Source organism: Pseudoalteromonas sp. PB2-1 (assembly GCF_045040605.1).
Taxonomy (GTDB): domain Bacteria; phylum Pseudomonadota; class Gammaproteobacteria; order Enterobacterales; family Alteromonadaceae; genus Pseudoalteromonas; species Pseudoalteromonas arabiensis.
Map to the genome: position 1 here is coordinate 2,890,226 of NZ_CP090667.1, position 16,408 is coordinate 2,906,633.

Annotated in this window: 18 protein-coding genes and 1 pseudogene; 4 read left to right on the plus strand and 15 right to left on the minus strand. The window is 42.4% G+C overall.

Annotation, left to right across the window (positions count from 1 at the left end; all coding sequences use genetic code 11):
* Positions 1-97: 97 nt before the first annotated feature.
* Together recA and L0Z67_RS13480 are read right to left on the minus strand one after the other, a co-directional pair.
* On the minus strand, positions 98-1,144 hold the full coding sequence (recA, locus tag L0Z67_RS13475) for a recombinase RecA (protein ID WP_193987749.1): 1,047 nt from the start codon (positions 1,142-1,144) through the stop codon (positions 98-100).
* A gap of 58 nt (positions 1,145-1,202) precedes the next feature.
* Positions 1,203-1,700 (minus strand): CinA family protein, encoded by a 498-nt coding sequence (locus L0Z67_RS13480; protein WP_193987750.1) that lies wholly within the window; start codon positions 1,698-1,700, stop codon positions 1,203-1,205.
* 21 nt (positions 1,701-1,721) lie between these two features.
* Here L0Z67_RS13480 and mutS point away from each other — a divergent pair, with 21 nt between their 5' ends.
* The gene (gene mutS / locus L0Z67_RS13485; protein WP_062568802.1) at positions 1,722-4,292 is read left to right on the plus strand and encodes a DNA mismatch repair protein MutS; all 2,571 of its coding nucleotides are present in this window, start codon (positions 1,722-1,724) and stop codon (positions 4,290-4,292) included.
* Positions 4,293-4,387: 95 nt separating this feature from the next.
* Here the strand turns inward: mutS and rpoS are convergent, their stop codons facing one another.
* The 11 genes and pseudogenes from rpoS to L0Z67_RS13540 form a co-directional block, all read right to left on the minus strand.
* Positions 4,388-5,371 carry an RNA polymerase sigma factor RpoS gene (gene rpoS / locus L0Z67_RS13490; protein WP_062568801.1) on the minus strand — a complete coding sequence of 328 codons (984 nt, stop codon included), beginning with the start codon at positions 5,369-5,371 and terminating at the stop codon, positions 4,388-4,390.
* Positions 5,372-5,428: 57 nt separating this feature from the next.
* Complete coding sequence (locus tag L0Z67_RS13495; protein ID WP_193987751.1) at positions 5,429-6,253, minus strand: peptidoglycan DD-metalloendopeptidase family protein; 825 nt, start codon at positions 6,251-6,253, stop codon at positions 5,429-5,431.
* Between the two features lie 41 nt (positions 6,254-6,294).
* A complete protein-coding gene (locus L0Z67_RS13500) occupies positions 6,295-6,873 on the minus strand; it encodes a YqaA family protein (RefSeq protein ID WP_062568799.1) in 579 nt (192 codons plus the stop codon).
* Positions 6,874-6,884: 11 nt separating this feature from the next.
* The gene (locus tag L0Z67_RS13505) at positions 6,885-7,523 is read right to left on the minus strand and encodes a protein-L-isoaspartate(D-aspartate) O-methyltransferase (protein ID WP_062568831.1); all 639 of its coding nucleotides are present in this window, start codon (positions 7,521-7,523) and stop codon (positions 6,885-6,887) included.
* Positions 7,513-8,277 carry a 5'/3'-nucleotidase SurE gene (surE, locus tag L0Z67_RS13510; protein WP_193987752.1) on the minus strand — a complete coding sequence of 255 codons (765 nt, stop codon included), beginning with the start codon at positions 8,275-8,277 and terminating at the stop codon, positions 7,513-7,515. Before surE ends, L0Z67_RS13505 begins: the two co-directional genes overlap by 11 nt.
* Entirely contained in the window at positions 8,278-9,306 is a 1,029-nt protein-coding gene (gene truD, locus L0Z67_RS13515) for a tRNA pseudouridine(13) synthase TruD (RefSeq protein WP_405128127.1), read from the minus strand.
* Positions 9,303-9,785 carry a 2-C-methyl-D-erythritol 2,4-cyclodiphosphate synthase gene (ispF, locus tag L0Z67_RS13520; RefSeq protein ID WP_062568796.1) on the minus strand — a complete coding sequence of 161 codons (483 nt, stop codon included), beginning with the start codon at positions 9,783-9,785 and terminating at the stop codon, positions 9,303-9,305. The genes truD and ispF overlap by 4 nt, the downstream gene beginning before the upstream one ends.
* Positions 9,782-10,482, minus strand: a pseudogene (gene ispD / locus L0Z67_RS13525) (2-C-methyl-D-erythritol 4-phosphate cytidylyltransferase). The gene ispF and the pseudogene ispD overlap by 4 nt, the downstream one beginning before the upstream one ends.
* Positions 10,472-10,762, minus strand: coding sequence for a cell division protein FtsB (gene ftsB, locus L0Z67_RS13530; RefSeq protein WP_062568794.1), 291 nt, complete (start codon positions 10,760-10,762; stop codon positions 10,472-10,474). Before ftsB ends, ispD begins: the two are co-directional and overlap by 11 nt.
* A 22-nt stretch (positions 10,763-10,784) precedes the next feature.
* Complete coding sequence (locus L0Z67_RS13535) at positions 10,785-11,417, minus strand: hypothetical protein (RefSeq protein ID WP_062568793.1); 633 nt, start codon at positions 11,415-11,417, stop codon at positions 10,785-10,787.
* A 59-nt stretch (positions 11,418-11,476) separates the two neighbouring features.
* Positions 11,477-11,959, minus strand: a complete 483-nt coding sequence (locus L0Z67_RS13540; RefSeq protein ID WP_062568792.1) for a DUF2947 domain-containing protein — start codon at positions 11,957-11,959, stop codon at positions 11,477-11,479.
* A 62-nt stretch (positions 11,960-12,021) separates the two neighbouring features.
* On the opposite strand from L0Z67_RS13540, the gene L0Z67_RS13545 reads away from it, so the two are divergent.
* Genes L0Z67_RS13545 through L0Z67_RS13555 form a run of 3 tightly spaced genes read left to right on the plus strand, consistent with a single transcriptional unit; the run spans position 12,022 to position 14,351 of the window.
* Positions 12,022-12,261, plus strand: a complete 240-nt coding sequence (locus L0Z67_RS13545) for a DUF1653 domain-containing protein (protein WP_193987754.1) — start codon at positions 12,022-12,024, stop codon at positions 12,259-12,261.
* Positions 12,262-12,313: 52 nt separating this feature from the next.
* The gene (locus tag L0Z67_RS13550) at positions 12,314-13,162 is read left to right on the plus strand and encodes a MoxR family ATPase (protein WP_062568790.1); all 849 of its coding nucleotides are present in this window, start codon (positions 12,314-12,316) and stop codon (positions 13,160-13,162) included.
* A 1-nt stretch (position 13,163) separates the two neighbouring features.
* Positions 13,164-14,351: a VWA domain-containing protein gene (locus L0Z67_RS13555; RefSeq protein ID WP_193987755.1), complete on the plus strand. Its 1,188-nt coding sequence runs from the start codon at positions 13,164-13,166 to the stop codon at positions 14,349-14,351.
* Positions 14,352-14,508: 157 nt separating this feature from the next.
* On the opposite strand, the gene L0Z67_RS13560 is transcribed toward L0Z67_RS13555, so the two are convergent.
* On the minus strand, positions 14,509-15,696 hold the full coding sequence (locus L0Z67_RS13560; protein ID WP_405128732.1) for an NRAMP family divalent metal transporter: 1,188 nt from the start codon (positions 15,694-15,696) through the stop codon (positions 14,509-14,511).
* Positions 15,697-15,920: 224 nt separating this feature from the next.
* On the minus strand, positions 15,921-16,277 hold the full coding sequence (hpf, locus tag L0Z67_RS13565; RefSeq protein WP_062568786.1) for a ribosome hibernation-promoting factor, HPF/YfiA family: 357 nt from the start codon (positions 16,275-16,277) through the stop codon (positions 15,921-15,923).
* Between the last annotated feature and the right edge of the window lie 131 nt (positions 16,278-16,408).

Here is a 16,408-nt window from a genome sequence, read left to right on the forward strand (position 1 = left end):
AGACTATTTCAGCCATAAAAAAACCGCTACATAGGGTAGCGGCTTTCTTTTGTTAAGTGCGGGTCAAATCACGCTTAACGATACTCTTTAAAACGATTTATAGCTCATCTTCTGCGATTAAGCCTGCATCTTCACCATCTTCTGGTTGTACAGTGGCTTGCAGTAATAGCATCTCGCGTAGTTTGCCTTCGATTTCATCTGCGATCTCAGGGTTATCTTTTAAGAACTTAATTGAGTTAGCTTTACCTTGGCCGACTTTATTACCATTATAGCTGTACCAAGCACCTGACTTTTCAACAAGTTTATGCTTAACACCTAAATCAATTAGCTCGCCATGTTTAGAGATACCTTCACCGTACATAATGATGAATTCAGCCTGTTTAAATGGCGGCGCAACTTTATTCTTAACGATTTTCACGCGGGTTTCATTACCAACGACTTCGTCACCTTCTTTCACTGAGCCGATGCGACGAATATCTAAACGTACAGAAGCGTAAAACTTAAGCGCATTACCACCCGTAGTTGTTTCTGGGTTACCAAACATAACACCAATTTTCATACGGATTTGGTTAATGAAAATACACAGTGTATTTGAGCGTTTAATGTTACCCGTTAACTTACGAAGTGCTTGCGACATTAAACGAGCTTGTAGGCCCATATGTGAGTCACCCATGTCGCCTTCAATTTCAGCTTTTGGTGTCAGTGCAGCAACCGAGTCAACAATCACTACATCTACAGCGCTTGAACGTACTAACATGTCACAAATTTCTAATGCTTGCTCGCCCGTATCTGGTTGGGAAACAAGTAACTCATCAATGTTTACACCTAGTTTTTGTGCATACACAGGGTCAAGTGCATGCTCAGCGTCAACGAACGCACATGTTTTACCTTGCTTTTGAGCTTGAGCGATAACTTGTAAAGTAAGCGTTGTTTTACCTGATGATTCAGGACCATATATTTCAACGATACGGCCTGTCGGTAAACCACCTATACCTAACGCGATATCAATACCAAGTGAACCTGTCGAGATAGCTTCAATATCAAGGGCTTTATTATCACCCAATTTCATAATTGAACCTTTACCAAATTGACGTTCAATTTGTGATAAAGCAGCGTCCAACGCTTTTTGTTTGTTATCGTTCATTCTGTTCTCCAAATCCGGCTAATGCAGACAGTATACTGTATGAAATCACAGTATCAAGCTAATTTTCTGATTTTATCAATTCAATTACTTTTTCTATTGAATAAACAATAGCTTGCTCTCTAATATTTGCTCTATTCCCAGAAAAAACCTGCTTGCTCGAATAGTTTTTCCCTGCAAAATGAATACAAAACCAGACTAACCCCACGGGCTTATCCAGTGTCGCACCTCCAGGGCCTGCAATACCAGAAACCGCAACCGCAATATCAGCTTTTGCTGCTTTTGCAGCACCCGGTGCCATTTCAAGGACAGTTTGTTCACTTACGGCACCGTAGGTGTTTAATGTTTGCTCGTTAACACCAAGTAGTTCATGCTTTGCCTGATTGCTGTAGGTGACAAAAGCACGGTCAATATAATTAGAACTTCCTGGCGTATCAGTAAGCGCATAACTCACGCCCCCGCCCGTGCATGATTCAGCGGTAGTGATCCATAAGCGTTTATCCGTTAAAATAGCTCCTAATTTCGCAGCAAGTGTTTTAATCTCTTGATGTAATTCCATATTCAGCCTTTGGGTAAGTACATGTCGTTTGATCTTTATGCACCGCACACTATAAAACAACAAACCCCTATGATGCAGCAGTATCTTAAAATAAAAGCAGAGCATCGAGATATTTTGCTGTTTTATCGAATGGGTGACTTTTATGAACTGTTTTTTGATGATGCCAAACGTGCCGCACAATTACTTGATATTTCTCAAACTCACCGCGGCAAAGCCGGTGGTGACCCAATCCCAATGGCCGGTGTCCCTTATCACGCTGTAGAAAACTACCTAGCCCGCTTAGTGCAAATGGGCGAATCCGTTGCTATTTGTGAACAAATAGGCGACCCTGCGACGAGTAAAGGCCCTGTAGAGCGCAAAGTCGTGCGCATTGTTACGCCTGGCACAATTTCTGATGAAGCCTTACTGCAAGAACGTCAAGACAACTTATTAACGAGTGTGTGGCAAAGCAACAAGGGTGTTTACGGAATAGCGTATCTTGATATCAATTCAGGGCGCTTTAATATTCTTGAAGTCAATACTGATGAAGCATTTAGCTCAACATTACAACGTTTAGCGCCTGCTGAGCTGCTTTACAGTGAAACATTTGCAAATGTGCACCTAATTGAGCATATAAAAGGCGCGCGTCGCCGTCCAGAATGGGAATTTGATTTAGATACTGCCCAGCACTTACTGTGCGACCAATTTGGCACTAAAGATTTAGTGGGATTTGGAGTCGATAAAGCTCATAACGCACTCATTGCTGCTGGGTGTTTAATGCAATATGTTAAGGATACTCAGCGCATTGCCCTGCCACATATTCGTGCCATCACTCTTGAACAAAATGAACATGCAGTGATCCTCGACGCTGCAACTCGTAAAAATTTAGAGCTCACGGTGAATCTTTCTGGCGGCTACGAAAACACCCTCGCGCAAGTACTTGATAGAACAGCAACAGCCATGGGTTCTCGCTTACTAAAACGCCGTATTCACACTCCAGTGCGCAGCAAAACTGAGCTTAACTCTCGTCTCAATGCAATAAGTGCGATTATTGATGCGCAACTATGCGGTGAGCTACAAGAATCATTAAAGCAAATTGGTGATATTGAACGTGTTATTGCTCGCTTAGCACTTTGCACCGCAAGACCCCGTGATTTAACGCGCTTGCGTAGCGCTTTGCAGGCTTTGGCACCACTGCACGAACTGCTAATGGATGCCAACAATCCACGTATTAGTCAGATCATCGCAAACTCGCAACAATTGCCTGAACTGCAAGATTTACTGGAACGTGCTGTTATAGAAACTCCGCCTGTACTTATTCGTGATGGTGGCGTTATTGCCCCTGGTTATAATAGTGAACTTGATGAATGGCGTGCGCTGAGCCAAGGTGCGACTGATATTCTTGAAAAACTTGAAGAGCGTGAACGTGAACGCACTGGTATTAGTACACTAAAAATTGGCTATAACAAAGTACATGGTTTTTTTATTGAAGTTAGCCGTGCCAATTCACATTTAGTGCCTGCGGATTATATTCGTCGCCAAACGCTTAAAAATAATGAACGCTACATCATTCCTGAGCTAAAAGAGCACGAAGATAAAGTACTGGGTAGCCAATCAAAAGCATTAGCCCTTGAAAAGCAACTTTACGAGCAGTTATTTGAATTTATTGCTCCGCATATCGAGCAGCTACAAACCATGGCAGCTGTGTTAGCCGATTTAGATGTATTAAATAACCTAGCAGAACGAGCACAAGCACTTAATTACGCTAAACCAACACTTTGCGATAACGACAATATCAGCATTAAGCAAGGCCGCCACCCTGTTGTTGAACAGGTCATGAAAGACCCGTTTATTGCCAACCCAGTAGAGCTCAATAATGACCGTAAAATGCTAATTATTACGGGTCCAAATATGGGTGGTAAATCAACTTATATGCGCCAAACCGCGCTTATCGTCCTAATGGCACATATAGGCTCTTACGTACCGGCAGATAGCGCCGAAATCGGTAACATTGACCGTATATTCACACGCATTGGCGCAAGTGATGATCTGGCATCTGGGCGCTCAACCTTCATGGTTGAGATGACAGAAACAGCCACAATTTTGAATAATGCTACCGCACAATCGTTGGTGCTAATGGATGAAATTGGTCGTGGTACGTCAACCTATGATGGCTTGTCACTCGCTTATGCTACTGCAGACTATTTAGCCTCAAAGATTGCAGCTAAAACCCTATTTGCAACTCATTACTTTGAATTAACAGAACTTGCAGAACAGCAACAAGGACTGGTTAATGTGCATTTAGATGCCATTGAGCACAACGACACCATTGCCTTTATGCACACAGTACTTGAAGGAGCTGCAAGTAAGAGCTTTGGCTTGCAAGTTGCAGCACTTGCCGGTGTGCCAAAAGCAGTAATTCAACAAGCAAAACAGAAACTAAAAATGCTCGAAAATCACCAGCCAGTCACAGCTCCTGTGCAGCAACAGCAAGCACTGGCTTTTGATAATGAGCCATCAGAGCTTGAATTAACCTTAAAACAGCTTGATCCAGACAGCCTCACGCCAAGGCAAGCACATCAGCTATTATATCAGTTAAAAGATTTACTTTAATTACCACAATAAAAAAGCTGACGTAACGTCAGCTTTATTGTGTGTTCTGAACCCGTAGGTTCTATACCCTTGATCAGGTATGCATTGTTGTCAAATTAAGTGAATTGGTCGAACAGGCTATCAGTGCTTAAACCTTCGTGTTGCAAAATATCTTTTAAGCGACGTAATGCTTCCACTTGAATTTGTCTTACACGCTCACGTGTTAAGCCAATTTCACGACCCACATCTTCAAGCGTTGATGGCTCGTAGCCAAGTAAACCAAAGCGGCGTGCTAATACTTCGCGTTGTTTTGGGTTTAATTCACCAAGCCAATCGACTATATGCTTGTTGATATCATTATTTTGTACTTCGCCCTCAGGGCCAGAGCCTTTTTCGTCAGCAATAATATCGAGTAAGGCTTTATCATTCTCACCACCAATTGGTGTATCAACTGAGGTGATTTTTTCGTTTAGACGCAGCATTTTTGTTACGTCTTCAACAGGTTTATCTAAACACTCTGCAATTTCTTCTGCTGTTGGTTCATGGTCTAGCTTTTGCGTTAATTCTCGTGCGGTTCTTAAATAAACGTTCAGCTCTTTAACAACATGAATGGGTAAGCGAATAGTACGGGTTTGATTCATGATGGCACGTTCAATAGTTTGACGAATCCACCACGTTGCGTAAGTTGAAAAACGGAAACCACGTTCTGGGTCAAATTTTTCAACAGCTCGAATAAGACCAAGATTACCTTCTTCAATAAGGTCAAGTAATGCAAGGCCACGATTGTTATAGCGACGAGCAATTTTTACCACTAAGCGTAAATTACTTTCGATCATTCGTTTACGAGAGGCTTCACAGCCTTTCAACGCTTTACGCGCAAAGTATACTTCTTCTTCTGCACTGAGCAGAGGAGAGAAACCTATTTCACCGAGATATAGTTGCGTTGCATCTAAATTCTTGGCTACTTCATCCTTTGCAAAAATATCTTCTTCGTTATCCACTTCCTCTAGTAAATCAGAAGATTCTTCTTCGACTACTGTATCGTCAAATTTATCGTCAATCGTTTCTGTTGTTTTCTCAAGTTTTGCTGTGTGACCCATAAGCGTCCTCCCGAGCAAATATGTGATTGAGCTAAATCACTTTATCAATACCCGTGGCTAAGGTAGATATTTAGCAGGGTTGACTGCTTTTCCTCGATAACGAATTTCAAATCTCAAAGCCGTTACTGAGGAGTCGGAACTGCCAATTTCTGCTATTTTCTGACCCGCCTTTACTTCCTGTTTTTCCTTTACGAGCAACTTGGAGTTGTGCGCGTAGGCACTTAGGTAATCATCATTATGTTTCAAAATAATTAAATTACCGTATCCCCTTAATGCGTTGCCAGCATAAACCACCGTTCCGTGTGCAGCAGCTAAAACAGATGCCCCTTTTTTATTAGCGATTTGTAAACCTTTGTAGCCATTTTCTTTAGTAGAAAAACGGCGAGTGACCTTACCTTGAGCGGGCCAGCTCCATATTACTTTCGTACTAGATTTACTACTTCTTACACTAACTTTTTTGTTGGCTTGTTTTTGAACATACTCTCGTTGTTTTGGCTGATCAAGCTCTTTTTTTAATTTTTTGTTATTTTTTTGTTTCGAAACAGTAGACTTTTTACTCCATTTCGTATATTTTTTCGTCTTTTTTGGTTTTACCGCTGCTTTTTTAAGCAAAATGCGTTGCCCAGGGTAAATTGTATAAGGTGCTGGAATACGGTTTATTTTTGCCAAAGAACGGAAATCTTTCTGAGCGCTAAACGCAATTGAGTAGAGCGTATCGCCTTTTTGTACTCGATAACTTGAGCCTGTGATATTAACTTTACGTGTGGTGGGATTGATTTGATTATCTAAACTACTGACCGGCGCAGGTGCATTACGAGAGGAGCAGCCAAAGAGCAAAATACTAAGAAACAAAGCAACATAGACTGTAAAATGCTTTCTCACTGTAAAATGCTCCTTGAAATGCTAACTGAAGGTTTTAAGTGCTATCGTAATAAAAAGTATGCAACCACAACTAAAATAACTAAACCCCAGCCAAGTGCTTCAACATATTGACGTAATTTTTGCTCCATTTTAACCCCACCCCACTTCATTAAAGCGGAAACCAAGAAGAATCGTGCACCACGACCAATGGCTGAGGCAATTAAAAAGGGCAAAAAGGCCATCTGCATTAACCCTGCCCCTATCGTAAACACCTTATAGGGGATAGGCGAAAATCCAGCGATAAATACAACCCAAACACCATAGGTTTCAAACCAACTAAGTGCTAAGTCAAACTTTGCTTGCCAGCCCATTTGAGCAATAAAAGGCTCTACAACTGGCTCAAATAGCCAATAACCTAACAGATAACCTAAAACACCACCAATGACAGATGCAATGGTAGTAAAGCTTGCAAAACGCCATGCTTTGCTTGGTTGTGCAAGCGACATTGGCGCCAGCATGACATCGGGTGGCACCGGAAAGAAAACAGATTCGGCAAAGCTCATCCCTGCTAAATAGCGCTCTGCATGGCGGTGCTTTGCCCACACAAGTGCCATATCATATAACTTAGTAAATAACTTCAAAGTATGACGTCCTATTCAATATCACCAGGTACCAAAGGTACAAATCGTACTGGTGCAACTACATGTTCACTAAATGTATCGCCATTTCTGACAACCATCATTAATTGTTGGTCTTGCTCGCCCACAGGGGCAATCATGACTCCGCCATCAGCTAACTGTGCTAATAACCCTTTTGGCATTGTTGCAGCCGCAGCTGTCACAATGATGCCTGAAAATGGAGCTTGAGACTGCCAACCCTGCCAGCCGTCACCATGTTTCATTGTTACATTATATAAATCGAGTTTATGTAAACGCCGTTTTGCTTGCCATTGCAGTGCTTTAATTCGCTCAACAGAACAAACTTTGCTAAATGTTTTGGCAAGGATCGCTGTTTGATAACCAGAGCCTGTGCCTATTTCAAGCACTTTGTCTTTAACACCAGCCAAACGTAAAAGCTCAGTCATCCGTGCAACAATATACGGTTGTGAGATAGTCTGCCCTTGGCCAATGGGTAATGCGGTATTCTGATACGCTTTGTGCTGCAATACATCATCAACAAATAAGTGTCTGGGTGTTGTTGCTATTGCTTCAAGTACGATAGAGTCCTCTACCCCTTCTCGCTTTAATAATTCAGCCAACGCTAACGCACTGCGATTATAATTAGTCAGCACCATTAATCTCCATATTTGCCAACCAGCTATCAACCGCTTGCAAGCTTTCTTTCGCTGTCATATCAACACTTAATGGTGTCACCGATGCATAACCATTGTTGATGGCATAAAAGTCAGTGCCTTCACCTGCATCGCTTTCAGCGCCTAACGTACCATACCAATATATATCACGACCCCAAGGGTCTTGCTGTTTAGTCATGGTTTCAGCTTTATGGCGAGAACCCAAACGCGTCACCTTCACGCCTTTTAATTCTGTTAGAGGAATATCGGGAACGTTTAGATTAATTATTTGATCTTTTGGTAATGGATGAGAAGCCAGCTCTTTAATAATGCTCACGGCAACGGCCGCTGCAGTTTCAAAATGGTTGCCTTCTTTAGAACATAACGAAACAGCAATGGCTGGCAATCCTAAATGACGTCCTTCAGTTGCTGCTGCTACCGTACCAGAATAAAGCGTATCATCACCTAAATTAGCACCATGATTAATACCTGCTACAACTAAGTCAGGCAGCTCGTCAGTGAGCTCGTTTACACCTAAATGAACACAATCTGTCGGTGTACCATTAATCGAAATAAACCCGTTATCTAGCCTAGTCGCTCGTAATGGGTTCATTAAAGTAAGTGAGTTACTTGCGCCACTGCAATTGCGATCAGGTGCAACTAACGTTACATCTGCAATTTGAATCAAAGCTTGGTGCAAAACTGCAATCCCTTTAGCATTGACCCCATCATCATTACTTAATAAGATTTTCATTTACGCATCCTTTTGTTTTTGCTCTCTAGGGCTAGCGTCTTGATAGTCCACCAGCTCACGCAGCAAGGCGGTAGCAAAACAGCCTTTTGGTAAACCAAAGCTTAACTTTAAAGTAGTTTCGTCTATGGTTTCTACTGCTAATGAATCGGGTATTAAGCGTAACATTCTACGCTCATTCTTTAGACCTAATTCAGCAAGCCCATCAATCCACGACTGATAAGGTGTAAGCCATTTTTTTTCAGTCTCGGTCAGGCCTTTTTCACCTTTGCCTACCATAGGCGCCGACATCACAATATCACCAGACGCTAAGCGTGCAATATTGTCGTCACTTATATTGTCTTCAAAAAAAGCATTACTACCGCTAAGCATAAACACTTCGCGGTGCATTGTTTTAGCAAGGCCATGCTCAGCAACCCGCATGCTCACTATTTCATTAAACACATAAGAGCGCGCTGCTGAAATCACTAAACCACGCAGTTTTTTATCGCGAATGCGCTCTCCCGCAAACATCCGTTTAGCCATCTCAAGGTTATGACCGCCATGACCAAAGCGCTGCTCACCAAAATAATTGGGGACGCCTGCTCGCACTGCATTGATACGACACAAAATATCCAAAGGCTTAGTCACATTACGTAACGTAATGGTAAAGCGATTACCTTTATGGCAGCCGGTTCTGAGCTTACGGTTATGGCGCTGCTGCGATATCACAAAGAACTGCTCGTTATTTAATTCACTAAATTCAATATGCTTTTTAATTGGTATTGGCACACTAAACCACTGGGTACAAACACCGTGGCGATCTTTTAGACCCGCGTAGCTTACATCGCGCGGTGATACACCTGCTTTTTCGGCAATGCGTTTAGCAACAAACTGTGTATTTTCGCCTTTTTTCACCACCTGTAAGCAGACATGCTCGCCAGAACCTGTAAACTCAATACCCAAGTCTTCATCAACCATAAAATCTTCAGCAAACGTTTTAAAGTCAGCCTTAGAAAGAGGTTTACCATATAGGTAGTTTAATTCGCTCATGAATTGTGTTTACTCATAATAACGACAGCGTGGCTTGAGATGCCCTCTTTACGTCCTTCAAAACCTAACTTTTCGGTGGTTGTCGCTTTCACATTAACCTGTGAAATGTCAGCTTCTAAATCTGCTGCTAAGTTTTCACGCATTGCTTGTATATGTGGCAGCATTTTTGGCGCTTGTGCAACAATCGTGACATCGGCATTGCCAAGTACGTACCCTTGCTGTTTAGCAAGCCCAACCACATGGCGTAATAAAATACGACTGTCGATGTTTTCGTATTCACTGGCTGTATCAGGAAAGTGCTTACCAATGTCACCCATAGCCAAAGAACCTAATATCGCATCACATAATGCGTGAATAGCCACATCACCGTCTGAATGTGCTAAGAACCCTTGTGGATAATCAATTTTTTCACCACAAATAACCAGCGGGCCTTCGCCGCCAAATTTATGAACATCAAAGCCATGGCCAATTCGAATCATGGGGTACTCTCATTTTGTTGTTTATTTAGTAGGAACTCAGCTAAATCTAAGTCTTCTGGTGTGGTGATCTTGATATTGTCGCTACGGCCTGGCACCAATTTAACGGGCTGCTTAGCCCACTCCATTGCAGATGCTTCATCCGTGATGGTTACACCATTTTTAAGCGCATTTGTAAGAGCATCTGTCAGCGCTTGATAAGGGAAAAACTGGGGGGTAAGTGCCTGCCATAAATCATCACGCGGCACTGTTTGCTTACAATGCGTCTCACCACGCTTTATGGTGTCTTTCACTTTTGAGGCTAAAATACCGCCTTCATTCACAGCAACACAGTCAGCGATCAAGCGCTCGATATCAGTTAAACATACCAGCGGCCTTGCAGCATCATGCACCAAAACCCAATCAGGAGGATTATCAGCAAGTGATAATAAGGCATTTAAGACTGAGTCAGCGCGCTCTTTCCCCCCGTTACTCGCTCTATACGGTTATCAATGCGCGGTAAATCCGCAAAATAGCCGTCACCATCGCTGATTGCAACTTTTATGGTGCGAAGGAGGTTAAGTTCAGCAAGCTTGCTAAGGGTATGTTCTAAAATCGTTTTGCCAGCAAGTTCAATATATTGCTTAGGCGTGGAGTGTTGCATGCGGCTACCAACCCCTGCGGCAGGGACGATAGCGGTAATTATTTGCTTATCTTTCATTATGTTGTTGTCTAGGTAACACTCGAATAAATGTTTCACCTGGTTTAATCATTCCTAACTCGTTCCTTGCACGTTCTTCAATTCCCTCTTGGCCGAGCTTTAAATCTTTTATATCAGCTTTAAGCACTTTATTTCGCTTCAAAAGCTTGGCATTGGTATCTTGATGAGACGTAACCGCTTGCTTAAGGCGAGTGTAATCCTGTACACCATTATGACCAAACCATAAACGGTACTGAATAAATAGCGCCAAACATAACAAGGCGAATTGAAAAACCCGCATTGAACACTCCTTCGCGGTTAAATTAAGTCTTTGGGCGCTTTAGGTTGCGCCAATTTATATTGCTTGCTAATAGCATTTCTCTTAAAGATAAACGCTTAGGTGTTACTCGTTTATTAAACTGCCATTGGTGACCACAGCACGCCGCTATCATTACCGCTTTAGAAGGCTTTAATAATTGAGCGTGCCTTCCTTCCAATGACTCACCCGAATGATTAAACCAGCCAAGCTCATTGCAATGTACCTTATTGTCGCTTACTTGATCTAAGCTGTCTATGCGTACTGTGGTACATTGACCGTCATTAATTAACACGGGAACAATTAACCCGCGCTTAGCGTATTGACTAAAAAAACGCGCTGACTCATTTTTACTATGCACAGGAGGCTGCGTTTTTTGCTTCTCGAGCCAACTACCATTTTGTGAATCAAGTTGTAGAGGCGCATCCCCACTCACAATTCGTATAGCAAGCCGTTCAATATAAAAAGGTAAACTGGCTAATAGTCGTCTTAATCTTGCCGCATCTGGCTCTTCAACTAAACGTGGAATTTCACGCGCATAAAAAGCATTACACAACTGAGCATACAAAGCCCGCTCGGCATCAGTTTGCCAAATTTCGGCTTGTTGTAACGATTTGCTCTGAGAGTTTGAAGTAGACAATGCGCGCTCTTATAAAACAATTGCTTGACTGTTTTATAGCATAGAGCGTTAATTGAGCGCTACTTTACTGCGCCTTTTTTACCCAGTTTGGCATTACCTGACTCTAAAAACTGCACAACAGCATCGCGTTTTTTGCCCATTAACAAACTGCCATCAGCTAAAAACATAAAGTTTTGCCAACAACGTTTAAAGACAGCAAAACTAGTTTCGATGATATTGTCGCGTGCCATGCAAAAATACACTGTTGTGTTGGCTTCCCAATCAAGGTGCGCCAAAATAGCCTCGGGGAGTTGCTCTTCGCCGGCTTCCCATGCATTTTCCCAATTAAGTGTCTCGATAAAGCTCTCTTCTTTGCCACACCAATCTGTTTTATCAAAAAAATCAGGGTGATCATGCTCGCGGCTGACCATGGTGCTCCAAAGCACAGCAGCACGTTCACTTGTCATTGGCTTAATTTGCTGCGCATCATCTGCGCTGATAGGCATATCTTTATGGCGAAAAACCCACGCTTTCTTGTATTCATCTAACGAAATATAATTCATAGTGTTGGCGATTTATTTAGCATTAATAAAGTGCAAAACGTAATTATACAAGAGATCAAAACATGACTACAGCAATAAAACTTCATCCTCTCAAATCAGGTATATATCAACACTACAAAGGCCAAAAATACAAAGTTGAGTATGTTGCCACCCACAGTGAAACCGAAGAGCAACTTGTTATTTACCAAGCACTGTATGGTGAGTTTGGCATGTGGGCACGCCCACTTAGCATGTTTTTAGAAACCGTTGAAATCGATGGCAAAACAGTGCCGCGTTTTGCATACCTTTCAGACACAGAATAACTATGGCATCATAGCATTATTAATCACTGCTCAGACCAGATAAGGTGACATCGTGCTTTTTAATTCAACCGATAACTACATTGCAAGTTCTGCATTAAAACAAGCCGTTAACGCGGCCATATTGCTCGAAAAACCGCTGTTGATAAAAGGCGAGCCAGGCACGGGGAAAACCATGCTGGCCGAGGAGCTTGCAAAAAGCTTAGACACCACGCTCATTCAATGGCATATAAAATCAACCACTAAGGCTCAGCAAGGCCTTTATGAGTATGATGCGGTATCACGTCTACGCGACAGTCAGTTAGGCGATGAACGAGTTCACGATATCGGCAATTACATTGTTAAAGGGAAACTATGGCAAGCCTTTACCTATGGTGAGCAACATAATAAACGCCCAGTGCTATTAATTGATGAAATAGACAAAGCCGATATCGAATTTCCCAACGACTTGTTATTAGAGCTCGATAAAATGGAGTTTCATGTTTATGAAACCGGCGAGCGTGTTATTGCTAAGCAACGTCCGATTGTGATCATCACGTCAAATAACGAAAAAGAGCTGCCAGATGCTTTTTTACGTCGTTGTTTTTTCCACTACATTGATTTTCCAAGTAGTGAAGAAATGGCACAAATTATCGATGTGCATCACCCTCACGTTAAACAAGATTTAGTACGCCAAGCACTCGAAGTGTTCTTTAACCTGCGCGATGTTAACGGCATTAAGAAAAAACCATCAACAAGTGAATTACTTGATTGGTTAAAATTGCTGATGGCTGAAGATATTGACGCTAAAACACTGCACGACAAGAGCCAAAAAGGTGGCCTAATGCCCATGTTTGGAGCGTTATTAAAGAACGAGCAAGACATCAGCCTGATTGAAAAACTTGCCTTTATGAGCCGCCGTTAAGATGTTAATTGCGTTTTTCTTTAAGCTACGCGAGTACCGCTTACCGGTTAGTTTGCGAGAGCTACTTGATTTGATCAATGCGCTCAAGCAAGGAGTTATTTTTGCCGATGTTGATGCATTTTATTACTTAGCGCGTACCATCATGGTGAAAGATGAAACCCATTTTGACCGCTTTGATAAAGCCTTTGCTGATTACTTTAGTGGGATTGCTGACCTTGATCTGCTCGAAAGCTTAAAACAGCAACATGCCTTGCCTGATGATTGGCTACGCAAAGAGTTCGAAAAGCATTTAAGCGACGAAGAAAAAGCGCAATTACACGCTATGGGTGGCCTTGATAAACTCATGGAAACCCTCAAGCAGCGCCTTGAAGAACAGCAAAAGCGCCATGCAGGCGGCAATAAGTGGGTTGGCACAGGCGGCACATCGCCGTTTGGCGCCTATGGTTATAACCCTGAAGGTGTGCGCATTGGTCAAGACGGTAACCGACATCGCCGTGCTGTAAAAGTATGGGATAAACGCAGCTACCGCAACCTCGACAGTGACCGTGAAATCGGCTCACGCACCATTAAGCTTGCCCTTAAAAAACTGCGTAAATTTGCCCGCACTGGCGCTAGCGATACACTGGATTTAACCGAAACCATCCGCGCAACCGCAAAGCAAGGCGGCATGCTCGATGTAAAAATGGCACCAGAGCGCCACAATGCGGTAAAAGTGTTGATGCTGTTTGATATCGGCGGTTCAATGGATGACTACATCCATACTTGCGAAGAGTTATTTAGCGCCGCCCACAGCGAGTTTAAACACCTTGAATTTTACTATTTTCATAACTGTTTGTATGAGCATGTTTGGCAAGACAACGAACGTCGTCACACAAACGTGATTGATACCAAGACCTTGATTAACAAGTTCACCAGCGATTACAAGGTCATTTTTGTTGGCGATGCCACTATGGGCCCCTATGAAATCGCCTACCCTGGAGGCAGTGTCGAGCATTGGAATGAAGAGCCAGGCAGTGCTTGGCTAAACCGTATCACCAACCATTTTGATAAAGTCGCTTGGCTCAACCCACAACCCGTTGAACACTGGCGCTATTATCAATCAATTGATTTTATAAAACAGTTAATGGACAACCGCATGTACCCACTCACGCTAGATGGGATTAGTAATGCGATTAGGGAGTTGAGTTAGAGCCGTCAGCCGTCAGTCGTCAGTCGTCTGATCTGTCGTCAGTCAAACAGCATAAAAACCGAGACATGAATGTAAAGTTACAATTGTTTATAAACACAAATAATTAAGCCCCTTCTCGATCAGCTATAAACTGACGGCTGAAAGCTGACAGCTCCCTTTACATTATCTTCCAAACCAAAAGCACCAGCGCAAAGCCTACTAAATAAAGCAGACCTAGCCAGCTTAGGGTGCGTAATAAAGGTGAGTGATGAATGCTGGGTTCTGAGCGTACTAAACTAAAGTTCAGCCATGCAAATACGGGAGTTGTAACAAAAGCGAGGGTCATAGCAAAAGTAAGCATTGGCCCAAGGGCTGATTTAAAAAATAAAATCACTGCCATGCCTGCAAATGCTTGTAATAATAGCCACATATTCAAGCTATGTTTTGACTGTTTAACGGGTAGCAATTTATGCGACTCATTTAATGTTCTGGCGTAGCCGTCAAGTACCGTCAGCGTGGTACCAAACATACATAAAAAAGCGATACCTGAAACCAGCGGCCTTGCCCACTCCCCCATGGTGAGTGCATACATATCAATCAACTGTTTGGCAAACGCCACGCCACCTAATTGAACGGCCTGTACGTGACCATATTGCACCAAAACACCTAATGAAAAAAACACGAGCGCAAGTGCTGCGGTAAGCCAGTAACCCAAATTAAAATCAAACAAGCCTTGTTGTTTTGTCACCGCTTGTTGATGTTGCTTTTCTTTTAGCCATAACGAGCTAATCGCTGAAATTTCGATAGGTGCTGGCATCCAGCCCATAAGTGCCACCATAAAGCCTAGCATGGCAAGTTCATACGGCGATGGGCCCACATAGTCAGCAGGTGCCACTACTGCATGGTTTATAGCACCATTATTAATAGCTACAATCAACGCAGCGACGGTTGTTACAGTAAGTAGCCCCATAATAAGCTTTGAAACATTATCGAGCGCCTTAAAGTGCCCCAATAACAAAATAAGCAAACACACAGCCAAAATCAGCCAGCACAACAGTGTAACCGAGATACTTATGGGTAACGCATAGTGCAACAAGCTGGCCGTTAATAGTAATACTCCTGCGGTATTCACCACAGCCGCAACAATATTCAGCGCAATAAAACTATAAAAGTAGCCTGGTCCTTTTTGCTTATAACCCTCAACTAAACTTTGTTTAGTGGCTAAGGTGTATTCCATACCAAATCGAAAAAATGGGTACTTTAATATATTTACTACAATGATTAGCCAAAATAGCTGCCAACCGAATAACGATCCTGCTTGTGTTGATGCCACTAAATGCGAGCCACCAATTGCCGCTGTAGCCATTAAAATACCCGGCCCTAAAGCATTTAATTTAGATTGCCAATTTGATACTGCTGATTGCATAGGTTTTGTGTTTTTTATTCTTAGTTACAAGCAACTTACAGCGTTTTAGATGAGATTGGAAGTTGGATAAGGTAGAAAGTAAAAACCAAAAAAGCCAACCGCTGTGAAGCGGATGGCTTTTCAATTTTAGTATAGGCTAGCCACTTCAGGCTAGCGCATTGTAATTAGCTCAGATCCATTTCTTGAATGATTTCGTGGGCGATTTCCGGCGTGGTACTGACCGGTTTTTCATGTAATTTGGCTTTCATTTGCCCTTTTCGATGTTTAAGTGATGCATCGAGTTTTTTAGCCGCGCTTGCGATAGCCGGATACATCACGTCATCTTCTCCTTTAACTGATAAACGCGTACCTTCATAAGTGGTACTGATCTCAGCTTGATACTTGTGATGTTCTTTTGAAAGAATAATATCGAGTGATATTAATGATGGAAAATGGCTAGCAATTTTCGAGAATTTCTCGTTGATGTGAGCTCTAACAGCCTCAGTAACGTCAACATGATGACCAGAAATATTAATCTTCATAGGGTATCCTTTTTTCTTGTTACCTCACAGTTAGTATTGGGGGCGAATTGAATTAACACAAGCGAAAATTACAGATAATTAGTAATTGATTGTAACCACAGATGATTTAGATCATGCTTTGCAGATAAAAT

Bases quoted from the DNA above. Each gene is read 5' to 3' on its own strand.
- truD (WP_405128127.1), bottom strand. From the start codon at position 9,306: ATGAGCGAATTAAACTACCTATATGGTAAACCTCTTTCTAAGGCTGAC.
- L0Z67_RS13540 (WP_062568792.1), bottom strand. From the start codon at position 11,959: ATGAATTATATTTCGTTAGATGAATACAAGAAAGCGTGGGTTTTTCGC.
- ftsB (WP_062568794.1), bottom strand. From the start codon at position 10,762: ATGCGGGTTTTTCAATTCGCCTTGTTATGTTTGGCGCTATTTATTCAG.
- recA (WP_193987749.1), bottom strand. From the start codon at position 1,144: ATGAACGATAACAAACAAAAAGCGTTGGACGCTGCTTTATCACAAATT.
- ispF (WP_062568796.1), bottom strand. From the start codon at position 9,785: ATGATTCGAATTGGCCATGGCTTTGATGTTCATAAATTTGGCGGCGAA.
- L0Z67_RS13560 (WP_405128732.1), bottom strand. From the start codon at position 15,696: ATGGCTACAGCGGCAATTGGTGGCTCGCATTTAGTGGCATCAACACAA.
- rpoS (WP_062568801.1), bottom strand. From the start codon at position 5,371: ATGGGTCACACAGCAAAACTTGAGAAAACAACAGAAACGATTGACGAT.
- hpf (WP_062568786.1), bottom strand. From the start codon at position 16,277: ATGAAGATTAATATTTCTGGTCATCATGTTGACGTTACTGAGGCTGTT.
- mutS (WP_062568802.1), top strand. From the start codon at position 1,722: ATGTCGTTTGATCTTTATGCACCGCACACTATAAAACAACAAACCCCT.
- surE (WP_193987752.1), bottom strand. From the start codon at position 8,277: ATGAAAATCTTATTAAGTAATGATGATGGGGTCAATGCTAAAGGGATT.
- L0Z67_RS13555 (WP_193987755.1), top strand. From the start codon at position 13,164: ATGTTAATTGCGTTTTTCTTTAAGCTACGCGAGTACCGCTTACCGGTT.
- L0Z67_RS13480 (WP_193987750.1), bottom strand. From the start codon at position 1,700: ATGGAATTACATCAAGAGATTAAAACACTTGCTGCGAAATTAGGAGCT.
- L0Z67_RS13545 (WP_193987754.1), top strand. From the start codon at position 12,022: ATGACTACAGCAATAAAACTTCATCCTCTCAAATCAGGTATATATCAA.